Annotated in this window: 19 protein-coding genes; 11 read left to right on the top strand and 8 right to left on the bottom strand. The window is 59.7% G+C overall.

The features are described from left to right. The first annotated feature begins 40 nt into the window (after positions 1–40). The 7 genes from ACZ47E_RS14540 (at position 41) to ACZ47E_RS14510 (ending at position 5,159) form a co-directional block, all read left to right on the top strand. Positions 41–487 carry an acetyltransferase gene (locus ACZ47E_RS14540; protein ID WP_278067723.1) on the top strand — a complete coding sequence of 149 codons (447 nt, stop codon included), beginning with the start codon at positions 41–43 and terminating at the stop codon, positions 485–487. A 267-nt stretch (positions 488–754) separates the two neighbouring features. Continuing rightward, positions 755–1,183: a hypothetical protein gene (locus ACZ47E_RS14535; protein WP_034500252.1), complete on the top strand. Its 429-nt coding sequence runs from the start codon at positions 755–757 to the stop codon at positions 1,181–1,183. An 86-nt stretch (positions 1,184–1,269) separates the two neighbouring features. Next, on the top strand, positions 1,270–1,500 hold the full coding sequence (locus ACZ47E_RS14530) for a hypothetical protein (RefSeq protein WP_004437539.1): 231 nt from the start codon (positions 1,270–1,272) through the stop codon (positions 1,498–1,500). Further along, positions 1,497–2,975: a TolC family protein gene (locus ACZ47E_RS14525; RefSeq protein WP_278067724.1), complete on the top strand. Its 1,479-nt coding sequence runs from the start codon at positions 1,497–1,499 to the stop codon at positions 2,973–2,975. The genes ACZ47E_RS14530 and ACZ47E_RS14525 overlap by 4 nt, the downstream gene beginning before the upstream one ends. Positions 2,976–2,989: 14 nt before the next feature. Beyond that, a complete protein-coding gene (locus tag ACZ47E_RS14520; protein ID WP_464017001.1) occupies positions 2,990–4,339 on the top strand; it encodes a multicopper oxidase family protein in 1,350 nt (449 codons plus the stop codon). Between the two features lie 35 nt (positions 4,340–4,374). Further along, positions 4,375–4,851, top strand: a complete 477-nt coding sequence (locus tag ACZ47E_RS14515) for a cupredoxin domain-containing protein (RefSeq protein WP_333899310.1) — start codon at positions 4,375–4,377, stop codon at positions 4,849–4,851. A gap of 23 nt (positions 4,852–4,874) precedes the next feature. Then, positions 4,875–5,159: a copper-binding protein gene (locus tag ACZ47E_RS14510; protein ID WP_044459511.1), complete on the top strand. Its 285-nt coding sequence runs from the start codon at positions 4,875–4,877 to the stop codon at positions 5,157–5,159. Between the two features lie 86 nt (positions 5,160–5,245). Here ACZ47E_RS14510 and ACZ47E_RS14505 read toward each other — a convergent pair whose 3' ends face one another. Then, positions 5,246–5,956, bottom strand: coding sequence for a phosphatase PAP2 family protein (locus tag ACZ47E_RS14505; protein ID WP_234826110.1), 711 nt, complete (start codon positions 5,954–5,956; stop codon positions 5,246–5,248). A 298-nt stretch (positions 5,957–6,254) separates the two neighbouring features. Between ACZ47E_RS14505 and ACZ47E_RS14500 the strand changes: the two genes are divergently transcribed. Next, a complete protein-coding gene (locus tag ACZ47E_RS14500) occupies positions 6,255–6,953 on the top strand; it encodes a response regulator (RefSeq protein ID WP_004437520.1) in 699 nt (232 codons plus the stop codon). Beyond that, positions 6,950–8,107, top strand: a complete 1,158-nt coding sequence (locus tag ACZ47E_RS14495; RefSeq protein ID WP_278067726.1) for an ATP-binding protein — start codon at positions 6,950–6,952, stop codon at positions 8,105–8,107. The genes ACZ47E_RS14500 and ACZ47E_RS14495 overlap by 4 nt, the downstream gene beginning before the upstream one ends. Positions 8,108–8,115: 8 nt before the next feature. On the opposite strand, the gene ACZ47E_RS14490 is transcribed toward ACZ47E_RS14495, so the two are convergent. Continuing rightward, positions 8,116–9,594, bottom strand: a complete 1,479-nt coding sequence (locus ACZ47E_RS14490; RefSeq protein WP_416359429.1) for an MFS transporter — start codon at positions 9,592–9,594, stop codon at positions 8,116–8,118. 170 nt (positions 9,595–9,764) lie between these two features. Here ACZ47E_RS14490 and ACZ47E_RS14485 point away from each other — a divergent pair, with 170 nt between their 5' ends. Both ACZ47E_RS14485 and ACZ47E_RS14480 read left to right on the top strand, forming a co-directional pair. Then, positions 9,765–10,616 (top strand): LysR family transcriptional regulator, encoded by an 852-nt coding sequence (locus ACZ47E_RS14485; RefSeq protein ID WP_004437510.1) that lies wholly within the window; start codon positions 9,765–9,767, stop codon positions 10,614–10,616. A 119-nt stretch (positions 10,617–10,735) separates the two neighbouring features. Next, positions 10,736–11,518: a pyrroline-5-carboxylate reductase gene (locus tag ACZ47E_RS14480; RefSeq protein ID WP_278067729.1), complete on the top strand. Its 783-nt coding sequence runs from the start codon at positions 10,736–10,738 to the stop codon at positions 11,516–11,518. A gap of 49 nt (positions 11,519–11,567) precedes the next feature. Here the strand turns inward: ACZ47E_RS14480 and ACZ47E_RS14475 are convergent, their stop codons facing one another. The 6 genes from ACZ47E_RS14475 to ACZ47E_RS14450 form a co-directional block, all read right to left on the bottom strand. Next, positions 11,568–13,166: an MFS transporter gene (locus ACZ47E_RS14475; RefSeq protein WP_278067730.1), complete on the bottom strand. Its 1,599-nt coding sequence runs from the start codon at positions 13,164–13,166 to the stop codon at positions 11,568–11,570. Then, positions 13,163–13,603 (bottom strand): DoxX family protein, encoded by a 441-nt coding sequence (locus ACZ47E_RS14470; RefSeq protein ID WP_278067731.1) that lies wholly within the window; start codon positions 13,601–13,603, stop codon positions 13,163–13,165. The genes ACZ47E_RS14475 and ACZ47E_RS14470 overlap by 4 nt, the downstream gene beginning before the upstream one ends. A gap of 203 nt (positions 13,604–13,806) precedes the next feature. Then, positions 13,807–15,789: an amidohydrolase gene (locus ACZ47E_RS14465; protein ID WP_004437500.1), complete on the bottom strand. Its 1,983-nt coding sequence runs from the start codon at positions 15,787–15,789 to the stop codon at positions 13,807–13,809. Further along, on the bottom strand, positions 15,789–16,079 hold the full coding sequence (locus ACZ47E_RS14460; RefSeq protein ID WP_108081747.1) for a XapX domain-containing protein: 291 nt from the start codon (positions 16,077–16,079) through the stop codon (positions 15,789–15,791). Before ACZ47E_RS14460 ends, ACZ47E_RS14465 begins: the two co-directional genes overlap by 1 nt. Before the next feature lie 73 nt (positions 16,080–16,152). Beyond that, positions 16,153–16,842 carry a hydrolase gene (locus ACZ47E_RS14455; protein ID WP_278067733.1) on the bottom strand — a complete coding sequence of 230 codons (690 nt, stop codon included), beginning with the start codon at positions 16,840–16,842 and terminating at the stop codon, positions 16,153–16,155. 140 nt (positions 16,843–16,982) lie between these two features. Further along, entirely contained in the window at positions 16,983–17,915 is a 933-nt protein-coding gene (locus ACZ47E_RS14450) for a ring-cleaving dioxygenase (RefSeq protein ID WP_464017000.1), read from the bottom strand. Positions 17,916–17,995 lie beyond the last annotated feature (80 nt).

Below are 17,995 nucleotides of genomic sequence, written 5' to 3'. Positions count from 1 at the left end.
GCCCATGGCGCGAAACCGTCCGAATTGCTAAAGCTCGGGAATGATATCACTTCGCACCTCCACCAACGGCGACGCGGCGCGCATCCTCGACATATGGAGCAGGGCCGTAGACGCAACCCATGGCTTTCTACTTCCGCAGGATCGCGTTGCGATCGGCGACGAAGTCAGGGCATTTTTGCCGCAGGCGCCGTTGACGCTTGCCGTCGACGAAACAGACCGCGCCCTGGGTTTCATGTTTCTGCATGAAGGCCATATGGAGGCGCTGTTCATCGATCCGGACCATCACGGCGAAGGCATCGGCAAGGCCCTGGTGGAAAGTGCGCTTGCGCTTCACCCGGCACTGACAACCGACGTTAACGAGCAAAACGGCGAAGCACTGGGCTTTTATCGCCGGCTGGGCTTCAAGCCGACGGGACGCTCCGATCTCGACGGACAGGGGCGGCCCTATCCGCTCGTCCATCTTCGATTTCGCCCAACGGAAGAATAGACCGCCGGCGGCGCGGGGATGACAGTGCCATGCACACCATCGCCCATTTCCGAGCCCGCAATTTCTGCGACGGAGCCGCTTTGGGCTGCCTCCTCCCGACTTCATCGCCGAGGCCGATATTACCCGCATCGTCGGCGAAAGGGCCGCATCAGGCTGTGGTCTTTCGCATTAAGTCGGAAGGGCAATCAGTTTCACATCAAGGTTTTCATCAATGGTTATGAACCATATCCATTGACAAATCACGGGACAGCGGCTTTTCTAAAGGCCATGCGTGAAACGTTGCGAGCATCGAAATTGCTGGCCCTTATGTTTAGACTGGTGATGATCCTATCACTGGCTGGCTACAGCGTTTCCACCGTGAATGCCGCAATGCATGGTCCCGACGCCGGCGGAATGCAACACGCTCAATCCGCCACGATGGATCACGGCAAGATGATGGATCATGGCGGCTCGGCGATGATGTCCGACACTCATGGTCGCCACGGCGTCCAGGACCTGCAGGGAATGTCCGACGAGGACGGTGGTGTCAAAAAAACCGCGAAGCCACAATGCTGCGGCGATTTCTGTCTCGGCATGGCGGTTCTGATCGATCACGGCACAGTCGGCACGCCCGTCGTCAGCGGCATCCGCTCCTTCCTCGATGACAGCAAGGCGCTGGGGCAGACCCCGCTTCTTCACCGCCCCCCGAACATCTGAACAGGCAAAGCCCGCCTTGGGCAATGACCGTGCGTGAGCGGCTGTAGCGCCGCTACGCCGTTACATCTCCTGTTCGGAAACGACCCATGAACCCAATTTATATTGTGGTTGCGGCGCCCCTGCTTCTGGGCGGCTGCACAGCCACATCGATGATGAATGACGCCGCCTCCTATGACGACGCGGCAAACCCGACGCTTGCCGTCGCCCCCCTCCGCTACCAAAGCCCGGTCTCGGCTTACACGGCCCGCATGCCGGTCGATCCCAAACCCTGGCGTGACCAGAACGATGCGCAGGCTCCAAAAGGAGACGCATCATGACACCACGTGCATTCAAATTCGGCGCAAAACTGGCAGCCGTTCTATCCATGCCGCTTTTTCTCAGTGGCTGTGTCTCGGCCGCACAATATGCGGCGTCGGATGCTGGGTTCATCAATGTTTCGGCAAAGACATCGGAAGCGACCGGAAAACAGGCCATCTGGGTGCAGAACCGGGTCGAAGCGCAGGCAACACAAGCTCGCGTCAAAACGCTGATGGCGGCCAGCAAGGTCCTTGATGCCGAAACCGCCGTACAGGTTGCGCTGCTGAACAACAAGGGCCTGCAGGCGGCCTATGCCGATTTGGGGGAAGCCGCTGCCACCGCCTGGCAATCGACCATGCTGGTCAATCCGCGGGTCGGCATCGGGCTGACGGGGATCGGCACCCCCGGCCTCAGGGCCTATAAGTCAATCGAGGGTGTGGTCGTCACCAATATCCTGGCACTCGCCACCCTCAAGCAGAACGTGGCGATTGCCGATACCAACTTCCGCAAGGCGCAGCTTGCCGCCGCGCTGAAAACGCTGCAACTGGCGGCAGATACGCGCCGGGCATGGATCAACGCCGTTGCCGCCCTCGAAAATGTCGGCCAACTGGCGCAGGCGCAGACCGCGGCGGACGCCGCCTCTGAACTCGCCAAGAAGCTTGGCGAGGCGGGCTCGCTCAATAAGGAAGGCCAGGCCCGCGAGCAGGTGTTTTATGCCGAGTTGACGGGCCAGATCGCCAAGGCGCGGCTTGAAGCCCGCCTTGCCAAGGAAGAACTGACGCGGCTGATGGGTCTATGGGGAGCGGATATCGAATACGCCATTCCCAACCGCCTGCCGCAGCTTCCAAAAACACTCGCCAAGCGTGACATGATCGAGGCGGAGGCGCTGCAACGCCGCGTCGATCTGCAGATGGCAAAACTCGATCTTGAGGCGACTGCGCGCTCCTTCAAGCTCACGGAAGCCACCCGCTATGTCACCGATCTCGAGTTGCGCTCCGGTTTCGAGACCGAGCGCGAGCTGGAAGACGGCGAAAAGCACAAACAGACGACCGGCAACGCGGAACTGGAATTCGTCATTCCGATCTTCGATTCCGGCCAGGCGCGCATGCGGGAATCCGAGCTCGCTTATATGCGTGCAGCCAATCTGCTGGCGGAAAAGGCGGTCAATATCCGCTCGGAGGCCCGCTCGGCCTATCAGGCCTATCGCTCGAATTACGATATCGCCCGGCATTACCGCAACAGCGTGGTGCCCCTGCGCACCAAGATCGAGGAAGAGTCGCTGCTGACCTATAACGGCATGCTCACCAACACGTTCGAGCTGCTGGCCGACAGCCGCGAGAAGGTCAATTCGAACCTGCTGGCCATCGATGCCAAACGCGACTTCTGGCTCGCCGAAGCCGGCCTCGCTCCCGCCATTTATGGCGGCGGCGCAGGCGCGTCTGGCGGAGAGACCGAGGTTGCCGCCGCTTCCGGCGGCGGTGGTGGCGGACATTGAGAAAGGGAAAGACCATGTTCAATAGAAGACAACTTCTGGGCGTCAGCGCCGCGATGGTCTCCTCGGCGGCCTGGGCGAAAACCTCCAACAGCAGCCTGCCGGAAGCGGCAGTGATGGAAACGGCGGCAACGCAGGCGCCGGTAAAGCCCACCACCGGTCCCGATTATAATCCCGTCGTCACCTTGAATGGCTGGACCCTGCCCTTCCGGATGAACAATGGCGTCAAGGAATTCCACCTTGTCGCCGAGCCGGTGGAACGCGAAATGGCCGAGGGCATGACTGCCCGTCTATGGGGTTACAACGGCCAGTCACCGGGCCCCACCATCGAGGCCGTGGAAGGCGACAGGGTGCGCTTTTTTGTTACCAACAAGCTGCCGGAACATACGACGATCCACTGGCACGGCATGATCCTGCCATCGGGCATGGACGGGGTGGGTGGACTGTCGCAGCCGCATATCCCCGTCGGCAAGACCTTCGTCTACGAGTTCGACCTCTTGAAGTCGGGCACCTTCATGTACCACCCACATTCGGACGAGATGGTGCAGATGGCGATGGGCATGATGGGCTTCTTCGTTGTCCATCCGAAGGACCCCACCTTCATGCCGGTGGACCGCGATTTTGTGTTCCTGCTCAACGCCTTCGACATCAATCCCGGCACCTCCGTCCCCAAAATCATGACGATGACGGATTTCAATCTTTGGGCATGGAACAGCCGGGTGTTTCCGGGCATCGATCCGCTGGTGGTTTCCAGGGACGACCGGGTGCGCGTGCGCGTCGGTAACCTGACCATGACCAACCATCCGATCCACATGCACGGTTACGATTTCGAGGTGACCTGCACGGATGGCGGCTGGGTGCGGCCGGAGGCGCGCTGGCCGGAGGTCAGCATCGATATTCCCGTCGGCGCCATGCGGGCTTATGAATTCGACGCCAAATATGTCGGCGACTGGGCGATCCATTGCCACAAGTCACACCATACGATGAACGCCATGGGACATGACGTCCCCACCTTCATCGGCGTCGACAAAAAAAGCGTCACCGAAAAGATCCGCAAGGTCCGGCCGGAATATATGCCGATGGGCACCGCCGGCATGGCCGACATGGGCGCGATGGAAATGGAAATCCCCGAAAATACCGTTCCGATGATGACGGGGTGGGGCCCGCACGGCCCGATCGAAATGGGCGGAATGTTCTCTGTCGTGAAGGTTCGCGAAGGCATTTCCGCGGGCGACTACGCAGACCCCGGCTGGTACGAAAATCCGCCCGGCACGCAGGCCTGGGAGTGGACCGGCGAATTGCCGGACAGCCAAAAGAACACCGACCCCAAAACGCAGATCACGCCGCATCCGATGAAACACGGCTGAATATGACCCACCCTTACAAACCAAGGAACAATGACATGACCAGACTGAAAATTGCACTGCTTCTCACCACTCTTGCCACGCCAGCGCTCGCATCCGGCACCCACGGCGGCGACCATGAAGCGATGGCGGTGGGCGAACCGGGCGACAAGGCAAAGGTGACCCAGACCATTCAGGTGACGATGAAAGAGACACCCGATGGCAAGATGCTGTTCACACCCGCCAAATTCGAATTCAAGAAGGGCAAGACCGTTCGCTTCGCTGTCAAGAATGCCGGCGAGCTGGACCATGAATTCATCATGGACGAGCAGAAAGCCAATCTGGAGCACAAGGCTGCAATGGCCAAGGCGCCGGAGATGGAACACGACAACCCGAACGCTATCACCCTCGCGCCGGGAGAAAGCGGCGAAATCATCTGGAAATTCACCAATGACGGCATGTTCGAATTCGCCTGCCTGAAACCCGGACATTACGAGGCCGGCATGCGCGGCGATCTCAAAGTGTCCGCCAAGTAACCCACGACCGAAGGAATCTCACCATGAAGACCATCATTAAGATCACCGTCGCAGCCGCACTTCTACTCACCGCTCCATTCAGCGCATTTGCAGAGGAATTCACCAAGGGAACAGTCAAGAAAGTCGATGCTGCCGCCAAGAAGGTCACCATCATCCATGAAGAACTGAAGAACCTCGACATGCCAGCCATGACCATGGTGTTCCGCGTCAAGGACGATGCGATGCTCGAAAAGCTCAAGGAAGGCGCCAATATCGAGTTCATCGCCGAACGCGCCGACGGCAAGCTTGTCGTCGCAAAGGTGAAATAAGGCTGCCATCATCTGCGCAGAAGAAACGGAAGGGGCAGCGGTTTCCGCTGCCCTTTTGATATTAGCGGTCGGATGCCCGACGGGCGTTATTGTTCGGCAAACGGTCTTGTTTCGGCGGAGCGCCGCGCACCATCGCTCTTGCGCGAAAAAGTCGCGTCGATCGCACGCCGATTGTTGATGAACGGCCGATGGAGCAGAAGAAATACCGCAAACATCAAAGGCCATGCAATCAGGACATCCGAGAGGAAATGAGCTCCCATCGCCACCCTGTTCAGGGAGAAAATCACGATGAACGGCGTCAATATTGCGGTGCCGATCAGGCGAAATTTCTCTGGCAGGAGAATGATGAAGGCCAGAAGGGCGATTGCGGAAGCGCTTTCACCGGAAGGAAAAGAGCAGTTTCGGGTGCAGCTGCCACCGAGGGAAAGAACCGGTGTAAAAACCAGCTCTCCCCCGAACTCTGCGAGATGCCGCGGCCTTGCCCTGCCGAACAGGTTTTTCAGGGCATGCACCGCAGCGCCCGGTCCCAGAGCAAAAAAGACGATAATAAGCAGCAGTCTGTGTGGTGGAAAAAGCCGTGGCAAGCCGCGCGAGAAGGGCATTACGACAAGCATGCACACAAGTCCGGACAGCAAGACCCAGGGAAGCCTGCGGTTCAGATCGCGGACGGAAATCAGGAACTCGTCCTCGCCGAGTGTGAAACCTTCCGCCCAGAATTGCCGGCTTACTCCAAGATCGATATCCGGCCTGATCGTAAAGACAATCATCATCGCAAGGGCGACCAGAAGAGCCAGCACAAAGGGACTGCAGGAGGCACGCGCAAATGCCTGACGAACGACAGAAATAAAGTTGACACGAAATTTCGACCGTTGGGTCAAACGCCGCTTTTTGGGGTGGGTTTTATGGGTGAGAGACTGGTGCATGGCCAGTTCTCTTCCGCAGAAATGTCAAGGCTCTGCGGAGAAAGACACAAGAGTGTATGGAAAGGAGTGCCGGTGGGATTCATTCAGGCACAGCGGCTCTTGCCCGATGTTCCGCATCCGCTTAGCGTCCCGGCGCCGCCACGGCCGACACCAGTAAATTTGTGGATTGAGTATGGACAAAGGACTAATTCTAATCGTCGAAGACGACCCCGATATTATTCAGATCCTGGACGCCTATCTCGTTCGCGAAGGATACAGAACCGTCAGAGCCAGCGACGGAGAAACGGCGCTGACCCATTTCTCCATGTTGAGACCTGATCTGGTTCTCCTCGACATTCGCCTGCCGAAATTCGACGGCATCGAGGTTTTGAACCGCATCCGGCGGGAACGGGAGACGCCTGTCATCATGGTCACATCTCTCGCCGAGGACATGGACAAGCTGACGGGCCTTCGCCTCGGCGCTGACGACTACATCGTCAAACCTTTCAATCCGCATGAATTGATCGCGCGGGTGAATGCCGTGCTGAAACGCACGCGGCAACCGGGCTCTGGCGGGGTTTTACGCTTCGGGCCCATTGAGGTGGACACCGAAGCCTATGTCGCAGCCGTCTGCAACGACGGTCAGCGGGCCGTTCTGCCGCTCACGCTTAGCGAGTTCAGGATCCTCGCCCATATGGCGCGTCGTCCCACCCACGCCTTTCAGCGTGCCGATATTCTTGACGCCTGCCTGCCGGAAAGCGATGCGCTGGCGCGCACCATCGACACACACATCGCCAATCTGCGCAAAAAACTGACGGACCATGGCGCCTGCGGTTATCTCGTCTCGGTGCGCAGCATCGGTTATCGGCTGGCAGGGGAGCAAAAACCATGAAGCCTTGGCGGCTCCGCCTGCGGACGATGACGGCGATCACGATCACTACAATGCTCATCTTTGCGGTTGCGTTGGTCTATTTCGGCGTTTCCTGGTATGCCGACAATATTCAGGAGCGCATGATCGCCCAGCTATCGCCGGATGCCTCCAGGGCCTTCTCGGATATAGACCGGGGTGTGATGCCGGACCAGCGTCAGCTTGAGGCCCTTGTCAGGGTTTTGCCGGGCCTCGAGGACGAGGCCGATAACGAGCTTATCAAATCCGTGTTCATTTTCGGATTGCTCGGTGTCTTTCTCTGCAGCTTGCTTGGTTACTTCATCTCTCGGCGCATTGCGGCACCTCTCGGCGAACTTGCCGATGCAGCGCGGCGCATGGCGACCGGCAACTTCAGCGGAGGAGCAGAGATCAGGGGGAGCCACATCGCAGAGGTCGCATTTCTCGTCGACAGTTTCGAGAGCTTGATCCGGGAACTTCAGATGATGGAGCACCGGTTGAAGTTCAACACGATGGCGGTAGCCCATGAACTGCGCACCCCGCTCACGATCCTGCAGGGCCGTTTGCACGGCATTGCCGATGATCTCTTTCCCCTCGACAAGGAAGCCATTCGCCACCTCATCGTCCATGTGGAGGGGCTGGCACGTCTCGTGGATGATTTGCGCACGCTTTCTCTGGCCGAAACCAACAGCCTCGTCAAAGATACCGAGCCACTTGATCTTGCCGCCGAATGCGCGGCCGTGGCGGAGGCGGCACGGCCGCTCATGAACGAAGCAGGCATTGATCTCGAGATGTCGCTGGAGGCAGCATCAGTTTGCGGCGACCGTCAACGCCTTCGGCAGCTGCTGCTGATCCTGATGGACAATGTGCGCCGCTACGCGGCGAGCGGCGGATTTATGCGTTGCTCGACCGGGCTTCAGGACGGGCGCGCCTTCGTCTCGATCGAGGATAAAGGGCCGGGCTTCCCCGCCGGCGTCGAGGCGCACGGCATCGAACTCTTCTGGCGGATGGAACCGTCACGCGCGCGTAAGACCGGCGGGACAGGTCTCGGCCTGTCCATTGCCCGCGCAATCGCACAGGCGCATGACAGCGATCTGCAGATAAAGGCGCGCCCGGACGGCGGAACGATCGTGACCGTCATTTTCCGGGAGGCATCCTGAACTCCACCCTAGTCATGGGCAGGCTTTCGCGCCGGCCCGAAGATCATGAAGCTGATGGCGGCGAGTAGCCATACACTGATGCCGGCATAGAGCATGACCAGGCCGAACCCATCCGCAAGCGCCCGGTGGACAAGCTCTTCCGAAACGCCCTGCGCCGAGGCGCCAGCAGTTCCCGCGGCGATCTTTTCCGCCAGCGACTGCACATGAGACACATCCGGCGCGATCGGCAGGTTCGCCCGAAGCGACGCCCCCACGCCCTCGACCAGAATAAAGCCCATGATCGGAATGTTGATGGCAAGCGAGATCATGCGTGCGCTCATGTCGATGCCCGAAGCCATGCCCGAACGGGCGGGCGAAACCGCGCCCGTGGTCGTGTTGGTAACGGGGGTATTGGTAAGTCCGAGCCCTATTCCCGCGAGGATGCAGCCGGGCAGCATTGTAAGCCAGTTCGCCTCTTCGATACCGCTTCCCAGCTTCATCAGCATGAAGCCGAGGCCGATAGTGAACAGTCCTGCCGGAATGACGAGGCGGGGTTGGTAGCGCAGCGACAGGCGTTCCGCCAGAGGCGGGACCACCAAGGCTGGCAGCGTATAGGCAAGCAGGCCGAGCCCGGCGGTGACGCTGTCATAACCGAGGCCAGCCTGAAACCAGATCGGCAGATAGATCATGAACGGCCAGAAGCTGATATTCATCGCCGCTGAACCGATGATCGCGCCGGAAAAAGGCCGGATGCGGAACACTGAGAAGTCGAACATCGGTCTTGAACTAAGCTTTTCGGCAATCAGGAAGGCGATGAAGCTCGCAGCCGAGGCGCCAAGGATCAGAAGCGCCGCCGGGCTCGCAAAACCAAGCTCGGGTCCCTGTGTGATGAAAAAGGCAAGGCAAAAAACCGACAGCGAAAGCGTGGCCATGCCGGCGATATCCAGACGTGCCGCCTCGGGGTCACGCGATTCTCTCACACCGCCCGAAGCAAGCAGCCACGTCACGATGGCGAGCGCTACGTGAACGAGGAAAACCCATTCCCAGCTCCACAGCGCAACAATGGCACCACCGATGATCGGGCCGAAACCGAGCCCAACGCCCGAGATGATGCCCCACCAGCCGAAGGCCATGCCGCGCTCCCGCGCCGTACGGAACTGGTGCGACAGAATGGCGATCTGGCACACCAGCATCGCTCCGCCGCTCAAGCCCTGAAAGAAGCGCGCGCCGATCAGCACCGGAACATTCTGCGTCATTCCGCAGGCAAGGGAAGACAGGGCAAAGGCAGCAATACTGGCAATAAAGACACGTTTACGGCCGAAGCGGTCGGCCAGCGCACCGGTTGCCATCAGCACCATGGTCACGCCGATGGTATAGGCATTCATGATCCACTGGAGTTGCCGGAAATCCGCGTGCAGTACCTCTTCCAGTGTCGGCAGGATCGCAGGAACGCTGGAGATTTCCAGTCCGAACATAAGAGCGGAGAGACAAACGGCAGCGAGCGCCATGGCGCTTCTGCTACCGGTTTGTTCGGTAATAACAAGGGTCATTCTTCAGCCTTTCTTGGCTCGGCTCGCAACTGTGAAACCGATCTACGAGGCGACAGGCTAGACAAAGCTTGACCATAACTGAATTGGATGATTGGCTATTTCAGAGACAACGAATTGGAATAGTCGACATGAGCACGCTGGATGTGGAGGCCGTCGAAGCCTTTGTTACCATCGCCGATATGCAGAGCTTCACCCGCGCTGCCGAAGCGCTCGGCACCACCCAGGGTGCGATCAGCGTCAAGCTCAAGCGATTGGAAGACAGGCTAGGCCAGCGGCTGCTCGAACGCACACCGCGTTCGGTGCGGCTATCCGCGCAGGGTGCAGTGTTTTTGGCGCCCGCCCGCGAGTTTCTCGCCGCGCACGATCGCGCATTGGCAGGCCTTTCCTCACCGCGCCGTCGTTTTGGCCTCGGCATTGCCGCCCACGTGGCAGGACCGGAGGTGCCAACCCTTCTGGCCCGCCTCAACGACCATGACCCGGGCCTGACGATTGAAGTGCGGATGGACCATTCGCGCTCCCTGCTCGACGCGTTCGACCGTGGGGAAATCGATGCGGCCATCATCAGACGCGAGGACGACCGGCGCGACGGCGAGGTTCTCGGACCGGAGCATTTCGGCTGGTATGCAACCCCGCAATTCGAACATCGTCAGGGTGAACCGTTGCGGCTTGCGGCACTGTCTCCCGCCTGTGGCGTGCGTGATATAGCCACCCGCGCCCTGGACGGGGCTGGCATAGCCTGGACGGAGGTTTTCCTCGGCGGCACATCGTCCATGGTAACCGCGGCCGTTTCGGCGGGACTTGCGATTTCCGCCTTCTCCTCCCGTCTTGCCCCACCCGGCACCGTGGAGGTCAGCCAGCGTTTTGGGCTGCCTTCCCTGCCTTCCACCGAAATCATCATGTTCTCGACCCTGACGGACAGCAGATCGCGTGAGGCGTTGCGAACGCTCGCTGCCGCTTTTCGCGAGCATCGGCCGACCTAAGTGCCGCGGCGTCACAGATAGCCCGACCGCCTGTCGACATTTACCGGTGGAAAATCTAGCATCGCGCCAAACTGGAAGGACCGACCATCTCTCGATCCAGCCGCCACAGTGGAGTATTCATGTCCCTGCCCCAAAAAATCGGTTTTATCGGAACAGGCGCCATCACCGACGCGATGGTACGCGGCCTGCTTGCCAGACCCGCCGCCGTACCACATGTCATGGTGTCCCAGCGCAGCGCGGATGTTTCGGCTGAACTGGCTGCCGATTTTTCGCAGGTGATCGTCTCAAGCGACAATCAGGCGATCGTCGATGGCTGCGATACCGTCATGCTGGCAATCCGTCCCCAGATTGCCGAGGAGGTCATCCGGCCGCTACGGTTCAGGGACGAACAGAAAGTCATCAGCGTCGTGGCTGCGACCAGCCGGGAAGCCCTTCTCGACTGGATCGATGCGGATGTACATCTCACCCAGGCGATCCCGCTGCCCTTCGTCGCCCGCCGCAAAGGCGTCACCGCCATTTATCCCGCCGATAGGGATACGGCAGCAATCTTCAACGTGCTCGGCAATGCGGTGGAATGCGAGACCAAGGCGGAATACGACCTTCTGGCCGCCGGAAGCGCTCTGATGGCTACTTATTTCGGTATCATGCAAACGGCAACGGAATGGTTGGCCGAAAACGGACTGCCGGAAGAAAAGGCGCGTGCCTATCTTGCGCCCCTCTTTGGCGGCCTCTCCGAGGTGGCGGTGTTGGCCGGAAGCAAGGCGGATTTTAACGATATCAGCCGTGAATTCGCCACCAAAGGCGGCCTCAACGAACAGGTGCTCAAAGACTTCGATTGCAAAGGCGGTTCAAAGGCCTTGAAAGATGCATTGAGCCGCGTGCTCGAGCGGATTGCGCGATAGCAGCCGGTGCAACGGTAGGAACAAAAAGGGGCCTTTCGGCCCCTTCTGTTTATGCCTTGCCCGGACGGTTGATCGTCAGGAAGTGGCGCACGACAGGCTTTTCCAGCCCGGAATGATAAGCCAGCACCTTGCCCTGCAAATCTGCATCGGCATTGGAAACCCGCTTGTGCTGGCGAAGATGTTCCGCCCAGGATTCCACCATGAACCATTCGACGATCTTCTGCGGATCGGCGGAGTCTTCCGTGACACCCCAGCCATAGGCGCCATCGCGGCGACGCTCCTGGGAAAGCTCGTCGAGTGCATGCAGGAAAGCGGAGCGGTGATGCTTTTCGACATTATATTCGATCAGGATCAGAACCGGGCCGCGATCATGGGCCACCGGCTCGGCAACGAGCGGTTCCGGCCAATGGTTTGATGGCACCATATCCGCATCACCCGCAGGCAGTTTCAGGCGGTGCATGACAAGGCCCGCAACCAGCAGTCCCGCAGCACCGATCAGCAATGCACCCGGCACACCTGTGGCTTCACCAACAGCACCCCAGCCAAGGCTGCCGGCTGTCATCGCGCCGTTGAAGACGGTGAGATAGACAGCAAGGCCACGGCCACGCACCCAGTTTGGCAGAACTGCCTGGGCGGCCCCGTTCAGCGTCGTTAGAGCGGTGATCCATGCGCCGCCGAGGAACAGCAGGACGATGATGGCAAGCCACTTCGGCGGTGCGAGCGAAAGCGCGGCCATGACCAGTGCAGTAATGACGGCAGCACCGAGAAGCAGGGCATCTGCATCGAAACGGTCGCGCAGCTTCGGCATGACCAGCGCGCCACCGATGGCGCCAGCGCCGACAGCACCGAGCAGGATACCATAGAAGCTGGCGTCTCCGCCGAGCAATTGCCGGGCAACCAGGGGCAGCAGCGCCCAGACGGCGCTGGCGAAAGCGAAGAAGATCGCGGCCCGCAGCAGCACGACATGAAGCGGTTTGCTGGCACGGGTGTAACGAAGGCCCGCCCGGAAAGCGCCGAGGAAACCTTCGGCCAGCGCATCATCAGCGTTCTTTACCCGTGGCCACCACAAAAGGGCGGCGATGACGACGAAGTAACTGGCGACATCGGCGCCATAGGTAAAGGCCGCGCCGAAGGCCGCAAGCAGGATGCCGCCAGCAGCCGGACCGATGGAACGGGCAATATTGATGCCGAGCGAGTTCAGAGCCACGGCGCTCTTGATATCCTCGCGCTTCACCAGTTCCGGTACGATGGCCTGCCAGGTCGGTCCCATCAGCGCCGCACCGATACCGCCGAGGAAGGTGAGACCGATCAGGGCGCTGACGGACAAAAGGCCGGTGTGCGCAAGAACCATGAGGGTGACGCTGACAGAGGCCAGCAACAGCTGAACTGCGATCAGGAACTTGCGGCGGTCGAGAATATCGGTCAGCACGCCGGCCGGGATCGCCAGAAGAAAGATCGGCAGGGTTCCAGCGGCCTGCACCATGGCGACAGCCGCCGGAGAGGCCGAAAGATCGGTCATCAACCATGAACTCGCGACATCACGCATGAAGCTGCCGGTATTGCCCAGCACCGTCGCGGCCCAGAGGACGGCGAAGACCGGTTGTGCAAGCGGAGCAAAACTGCTTGCGGAGGATTTTGCGGCGCTCATTTGCCCGTTCCTTTCGTGAGATCGATTGCAGCGACGACGACAAATGCGCCAGCGAGACCTAGATGTTCAAAGAAGGCATTGGTGGCCATCATGCGGTCCATGCCCGGCGCCATTTCCCAGAAGCGGAGAGCGATGAAGGTGGCGACAAGAGTTAAGCCCGCCAGTGCCAGAGCTCCGGCCCAGCGCAGGAAGCCCGACACAACCAGAGCGGAGGCGGTGAGTTCGAACAGGATGACGACGACGGCGAATGCGGCGGCCGGCTGAAGACCAAAATGGTTCATCTCGGCAATCGCCCCGGGAAAGTCGAAAATCTTCGTCAGCGGTCCCTGAATATAGGCCGAGCAAAGCGCCAGAAGCGCAAGGGTTTTTGTGGCGGGTGCGGCAACGATATCCGCAAGGAAGACCCGAAGGCGAAGGGTTGAAGACGGCTCAGTCATAATGTGCTCCTACTGGCCGTTCGGTTCGAGCGGCGCTGGCGTTCATCTGATGGAGCGATATTGGCGCAAAGGATTACCGCCAACAATTGCATCAATAGTTTCGATATAATTGCGTAATTTGTAATATTCTTTTATCGGCCATTGGTCGTATCCCACGGGCGGCACATGCGCCGCCCGTGGGTGAGTTTCTTTGCCGATGAGGCTTATACCGCCCAGCAGGAGCAGCCCAGGGCACCGAAGAAGCCTTTGAGATCGGCAATCGGCAGCTTCGATGTCCAGGCACCGGCATGGTCGTGACCATGCACACCGCAATCGCTGGCGCAGCCGCAGGTGGAGATGGCCGTGCGGCGCAGCGAGCGGGCGCCGGCGCCATCCGGTTCACCCCAGGCGGCGTAGCCGCCGAACTTGCGCACTGGCGACCAGTCTGGCATGGCCGGCGGAATATTGCTCTCGTCCAGTGCCTTGAAGTCACCGGCGCCATAGACGACCTTGCCACCCACCATCGTCAGTTCCGAGGTAAGGAAGGAGATTTCATCCTCCGCACAGGAGAAGAAGTCCTTGTCCGGCACCACGAGATCGGCGAACTGGCCTTTCTCGATGCGGCCCTTCTTGCCTTCTTCATTCGAGAACCAGGTGACTTTTTCCGTCCACATGCGCAGCGCCGTTTCGCGGTCTAGGCAATTGGCGCGCGGGTAAAGCTGCATGCCGCCAACGGTCTTGCCGGTCACCATCCAGAAGAGCGACACCCACGGATTATAGGAGGCGACGCGCGTTGCGTCCGTTCCAGCCGAAACGTTCACACCCTTATCGAGCATGCGCCGGATCGGTGGTGTGGCTTCGGCCACGCCCTGACCATAACGTTCAACGAAATATTCGCCCTGATAGGCCATGCGGTGCTGAGTGGCGATGCCGCCACCAAGCGCAGCAATACGGTCGATGGAGCGATCGGAGATGGTTTCAGCATGGTCGAAGAACCAGTTAAGCCCTTCGAGCGGGATATCACGATTGACCTTTTCGAAGACATCCAGCGCCCGTGAAATGGTCTCGTCATAGGTGGCATGCAGACGCCAGGGCCAGCGGTTTTCCGCGAGAATCCGGACAACATCTTCAAGTTCGCCTTCCATCTCCGGCGGCATATCGGGCCGCGGCTGACGGAAATCCTCGAAATCGGCCGCGGAAAAGACCAGCATTTCACCCGCACCATTGTGCCGGAAATAATCGTTGCCCTGCTTGTATTTGACCGATTGCGTCCAGTTGAGGAAGTCTTCCTTTTCCTGTTTCGGCTTCTGCGTGAAGAGGTTGTAGGCCAGCCGAACGGTCATCTGGTTCTCATCCGACAGCTTCTGGATCACCTCGTAATCATCCGGATAATTCTGGAAGCCGCCGCCGGCATCGATGACGCCGGTCACACCCAGCCGGTTCAGTTCGCGCATGAAATGGCGGGTGGAATTGACCTGATAGTCGAGCGGCAGTTTCGGCCCCTTGGCAAGCGTCGAATAGAGAATGCCGGCATTCGGCTTGGCGAGCAGCAGGCCGGTGGGATTGCCGTTGGCATCACGGGTGATTTCGCCACCGGGCGGGTTCGGCGTGTCCTTGGTATAACCGACGGCACGCAGCGCCGCGCCGTTCAGCAGCGCCCTGTCGTAAAGATGCAGAAGGAAGACCGGCGTATCCGGCGCGACCGCATTGATCTCCTCGATGGTCGGCAGGCGCTTTTCGACGAATTGGTGCTCTGTGAAACCACCGACGACGCGCACCCATTGCGGGGCTGGCGTTATCGCGACCTGGCGTTTGAGCATGTCCATGGCATCGGCAAGCGAGCGCACGCCGTCCCAGCGCAGTTCCATATTGAAGTTCAGGCCCCCACGCACGACGTGGGTGTGGTTGTCGATCAGGCCCGGCAGAACCCGCTTGCCCCTGAGGTCGATGATCTTCGTTTCCGGCCCGGCAAGGGCCATGACCTCGGTATCGCTTCCCACCTCCAGAAACAGACCATCCTTGATGGCGACTGCCGTTGCATTCGGATTGCCACGATCAAGTGTCGTGACGCGGCCATTGTGAAGGATGGTATCTGGATGCATGGACGAAGCTCCGCTCTTGATGGGATCAGCGGCCTTAGCCGGTGAAAACAGATTCGGAAAGGCGAGACTGGATGCCGCGCCGAGGAAAGTGCGTCGTGTTGGCATCAGCTTCTCTCCCTCTCGATGGGTGCGGTGCCCTTGGCGATATCTACCGTTTCGACACCACCCTTGGGCATATGACCGAACATGTGCGGCTTGATCTGGTTGAACCACGAAACGGCGGCCGGTTCCCTGTCTATGATCGTTCTTGCGAAAGGGATGATCTGTTCTCCGACCAGGATGCCCAGCAGACCGACCAACGCAATGACGGGCGGCGCGGGCGAACGCACATTGAGCAGGCTGTAAACGATGCCGACGAGCAGGCCGGCGCCAAGCGACAGAAGATAGACTTTCATGGAAACCTCCTTTGGATGGATGAAGCCGCGCCGGCCGGGATATTGATCCCGCCGGCGCGTCAGGGTTGAAAGCTTATTTCGCGGGGTTGGGGCCGATGCGCTTGCCGTGCTTGACGCGCTCTGCGCCGCCATGAACATGCGTGACCGCATAATCGATGCCCATGCCGTAAGCGCCTGAATGTTCCTTCACCAGCGAGGTGACGGCGTCATAGGTTTCCTTGCGCGCCCAGTCGCGCTGCCATTCCAGCAGCACCTGCTGCCAGGTGACGGGGATGACGCCCGCCTGCACCATGCGGTCCATGGCATATTTATGCGCATCGACAGAGGTGCCGCCAGATGCATCCGCCACCATGTAGATTTCGTAATCGGCGACATCATGCAGCGCCGAAAGAGCGAAGGTGGTGTTGCACACTTCCGTCCAGAGGCCGGAAACAACGATCTTCTTGCGACCGTTGGCGGCATTCTTCGCCAGGGCATCGCGGACATTCTGGTCATCCCAGGAATTCATCGAGGTACGCTCGAGAATGTCGTTTTCCGGGAATACTGCCAGCAGTTCCGGGAAGGTGTTGCCGGAGAAGCTTTCCGTTTCAACCGTGGTGATGGTCGTCGGAATGTTGAAGATCTTTGCCGCCTTGGCGAGGCCGACGACATTGTTCTTCAGGGTCTGGCGATCGATCGACTGCACACCGAAAGCCATCTGCGGCTGCTGGTCGATGAAGATGAGCTGGCTGTTGGCGGGAGTAAGGACTTCGAGCTTGGACATGGTGGTTCTCCGTTCAGGTGGTGATTGCCGATCGACGGCGGTGAAATTGACGAGGCTTCGCCGGTCAGCTGCCCGGCAGGGGCAGCCGCCTTGAAAGCGTGGATATGATTTCTTCAGTGGATGCGGATCAACGACCCGCTTTATGCCGCAAGGGGAGCGAGGTTCGCCTCGATCTGATTGCGGAAAGGCTCATAACGGCTTGGCAGCTTGAGCGCTTCGCCCAGATGCGCGGTATCCTCGTCACGATCGAAACCGGGTTCGTTGGTGGCAATTTCGAACAGGATGCCGCCCGGCGTGCGGAAATAGATCGCCCAAAAGTAATCGCGGTCGATGACAGCGGTGACCTGATAGCCGGTGTCCATCAGCGCCTTGCGCACGTCCAGCTGCTTCTGACGGTTTTCAACCGCGAAAGCGATGTGATGAACCGAACCGGCTCCCGGACGGGCAAAGGGCGTCTTTGGCAGTGTGGCGAGATCAATCGTATCGGCGCCGTTGCCGCCGGGAATGACGAAGCGGGTTACATCGCCTTCTGCATCGGCGCGCTCATATCCCATGAAGCGAAGCAGTTCCTCGGTCGCCGCCGTATCATTCAGATTGAAGCGCGCGCCGGTAAAGCCGCGTATGGCGTTGTCTTCGGAGATGCCCTCGGCAAGCCATGGAGCGCGGGCATCGTTATCCGTTTCGATCAGCGCGAGTCCATCGCCATCCGGACCGGTAAAACGCAGGCGCTGTGCACCGAAGACCGTATCGGCCTGAAGGCCGGCGGCACCTTTCGTAATGAGACGATCTTTCCAGAAGCCGAGCGAACCCTTGGGGACGGAAAACTGTGTCTCGCCCACTTCGCCGACGCCCGGACGGCCGGCCATCATGTTGGCGAAGGGAAAATACGTCATGACGGTGCCCGGGGTTCCCTTTTCGTCACCGTAATAAAGGTGATAGACGCTTGGCTCGTCGAAGTTAACGGTTTTCTTGACCCGGCGCAGGCCGAGCGTATCGGTGAAGAAGCCGTTGTTCTGCCGCGCATCCGACGCCATCGAGGTAACGTGGTGCAGGCCCTTGATATCCTTGATCATCGTCGGCGCCTTTCGCTGTTGGTATGCCCGTTTCGATGGAGAAAGATGTAACCCGCTTGATTGCATCGCGGAATTGCAAT

It is taken from the genome of Agrobacterium sp. 5Ca39, assembly GCF_055382365.1.
Note: the sequence above shows the minus strand (reverse complement) of the source record. Positions and strands in the feature narration are given on the sequence as shown.